Source organism: Streptomyces sp. NPDC026673, from assembly GCF_040638135.1.
Classification (GTDB): Bacteria; Actinomycetota; Actinomycetes; order Streptomycetales; family Streptomycetaceae; genus Actinacidiphila.
Map to the genome: position 1 here is coordinate 1 of NZ_JBEZXR010000177.1, position 2,257 is coordinate 2,257.

The window sequence follows — 2,257 nt, forward strand, 5'->3', positions numbered from 1 at the left end:
GCTGCAGAAGCAGGTCGAGAACCTGCAGGACGAGGTCGCCCGCGAGCAGGCGGAGCTGAACGACCTTCAGGACGAGCTCGGCACCCTGGCAGCCGTGACGAACCCGCCCGCCCCGGTACCGGTACCGGTATCGGACCCGGACAGCCCGTCGGCCGGAGGCACCGGCGTGTGGCTGATCGGAGCCCGCGGCTCGGTCGCCACCACCGCCGTCGTCGGATGCGCGGCGGTCACCGCCGGGCTCCACCCGGCGACGGGCATGGTGACCGAGACGGCGCCGTTCGCCGCGGCCGCCCTCCCCTCACTGCCGTCCCTCGTCTTCGGCGGCCACGACACGGCCGCCTGCCCGCTGGGCAAGCGGGCCGAACAACTCGCGGAGGGCGGCGTGCTGCCGTACGGCCTGCCGCAGGCGCTCCGCGCCGAACTCGCCGCCGCGGACCGGGAGATCCGGACCGGCGGCCCCCTCCCCGGTGACACCCGCACCGACGGGGAACTGATCGAGGCGTTCGCCGCCGACATCACCGACTTCACCCGGCGCCACGGCCTGGCCCGGACGGTCGTCGTCAACGTCGCCTCCACCGAGCCCGCCCCCGAGCCGGGGAGCACCCGCCTCCCGGCCAGTTCCCTCTACGCGGCGGCGGCCGTCGAAGCCGGCTGCGCCTACGTCAACTTCACCCCTTCCACCGGGATACGGAGCCGGGCCCTCGCCGAGACGGCCGCCGCCCGCGGCGTCCCGTACGCCGGCCGGGACGGCAAGACCGGGCAGACCCTGCTCCGCTCCGTCCTCGCGCCGATGTTCGTACAACGGGCCCTGTCGGTACGGGCGTGGTCCGGCACCAATCTGCTCGGCGGCGGTGACGGGGCGGTGCTCGCCGACCCGGCGGCGGCCGCGGCGAAGAACGCCGGAAAGGAACGCGTCCTGCTCGACGCGCTGGGCGCCACCCCCGAGGGCGAGGTGCACATCGACGACGTACCGGCCCTGGGCGACTGGAAGACCGCCTGGGACCACATCGCCTTCGACGGTTTCCTCGGCACCCGCATGGTCCTGCAGACGACATGGCAGGGGTGCGACTCCGCCCTCGCCGCCCCTCTCGTCCTGGACCTCGCCCGCCTCGCGGCCCGCGCCCACGAGGCCGGTCTGACCGGTCCCCTCCCCGAACTGGGCTTCTACTTCAAGGACCCCGACCCGGGCGCCCCCGCGGCCCTCTCCGACCAGTACGGGGAGCTACTGGCCTTCGCCGCCAGGCTGGCGGAGTCCCGGTGAGGGCTCCGGGAGCGGGGCGGCTGCGGGCCCTGGCCGTCGTCGCGGCGCTCGGCGTCGTGACGGCGTTCGCCACGCGGCGCCCACCGGGCACCCCGGCCCGGCAGGGACGGGCACTCCGCGGCGACCCGCCCGAGACGGAGGAGGGGGCCGCCTCGAGCGGGCGCCGCGATGCCGGCCCTGCCGGGCTCGCCGGGCCGGACGCGGGAACCGCGCACACCACGGCGGGCGGGGAGAGACGGGACGCACCGCCCCGACCGCTCCTGGCCTGGGCCGAACTCCTCCGCGTCAGCGCCCTGTTCACCGTCCCGGGCGACGCTCTCGCGGGTGCCGCCGCGGCCGGAGGACGCCCTCACCGCGGTACGTTCCTCGCCATCGGCACCTCGCTGTGCCTGTACCACGCCGGCATGGCGCTCAACGACTGGGCCGACCGGGACGAGGACGCCGTCGACCGCCCCGGTCGCCCCATCCCTTCCGGTCGGATCAGCCCGGGCGCCGCCCTGACCGCCGCCGGAGCGCTCACCGCGGCAGGACTGGCGCTCGCCGCCCGCGCGGGCCGCGCGCCCCTGTTCACCGCCGTGACCCTGGCGGCGACGGTCTGGTCGTACGACCTGCGCCTGAAGCACACCGCGGCCGGGCCGGCCACCATGGCCTCGGCGCGCGCCCTCGACCTCGTGCTCGGCGCGACGGCCACCCGTCCCCGGTCGCTCGCCGCCGCGCTGCCCCACGCCGCCCTGCTCGGCACGCACACCTACGCGGTCACCACCGTCTCCCGCAACGAGACACAAGGCGGATCCAGCACGGCACCGCTCGCCGCGCTGCTCACGACCACGGCCATCGCCGCCGTCACCACCGACGCCGCGCGGACGGTGCACCGGCTGCGCGCCGCCAGACGCCCGCGGCCGGTCACCGCCCGGCACGGGGCGGCCGGCCGGCCCGCCGGCCCGCCGGCCCCGGGCACCGCCCGGACCCCCGCGCGGCGGGGGGGGGAAAAGTGGG

At 77.1% G+C, this 2,257-nt stretch carries 2 protein-coding genes; both read left to right on the forward strand.

Annotated features, from left to right (window positions below):
* Positions 1–166 precede the first annotated feature (166 nt).
* Positions 167–1,261 (forward strand): inositol-3-phosphate synthase, encoded by a 1,095-nt coding sequence (locus AB0F62_RS42695; RefSeq protein ID WP_361812293.1) that lies wholly within the window; start codon positions 167–169, stop codon positions 1,259–1,261.
* A gap of 260 nt (positions 1,262–1,521) precedes the next feature.
* Positions 1,522–2,257: SCO3242 family prenyltransferase (locus tag AB0F62_RS42700; RefSeq protein ID WP_361812296.1), on the forward strand; the 736-nt coding region annotated here is incomplete at its 3' end.